Origin of the sequence: Streptomyces sp. SID11385 (genome assembly GCF_010548245.1) — a bacterium.
In the GTDB taxonomy this organism is placed as follows: Bacteria; Actinomycetota; Actinomycetes; order Streptomycetales; family Streptomycetaceae; genus Streptomyces.
Genome location: NZ_JAAGLR010000304.1, coordinates 1 through 252 on the forward strand (window position 1 = coordinate 1; position 252 = coordinate 252).

Below are 252 nucleotides of genomic sequence, written 5' to 3' on the forward strand. Positions count from 1 at the left end.
GCTCGACCGTCGCGAGCGGCACGGCGACGGGGCTCGTGACGGCGACCGGGACGCGGACGCGGCTGCTCGGTGCCTGGGACGGGCCGCCGCGTCCGGCGAGCGCGTTCGCCGCCTCGGTGCGTTCGGTGGCCTGGACGCTCGTACGGTTCATGCTCCTCGTCCCGCCGCTCGTGCTGTGCGCGGACGCGGTGGCGCAGGGGCAGGGGGCGCAGACGCTGCCGTTCGCCGTCGCGGTCGCGGTGGGCCTCACCC

1 pseudogene is annotated in these 252 nt (G+C 77.8%); it reads left to right on the forward strand.

Features of this window, described 5'->3' with window-relative positions:
* Nucleotides 1-252: pseudogene (locus tag G3I42_RS37455) on the forward strand (magnesium-translocating P-type ATPase); the annotation flags it as partial.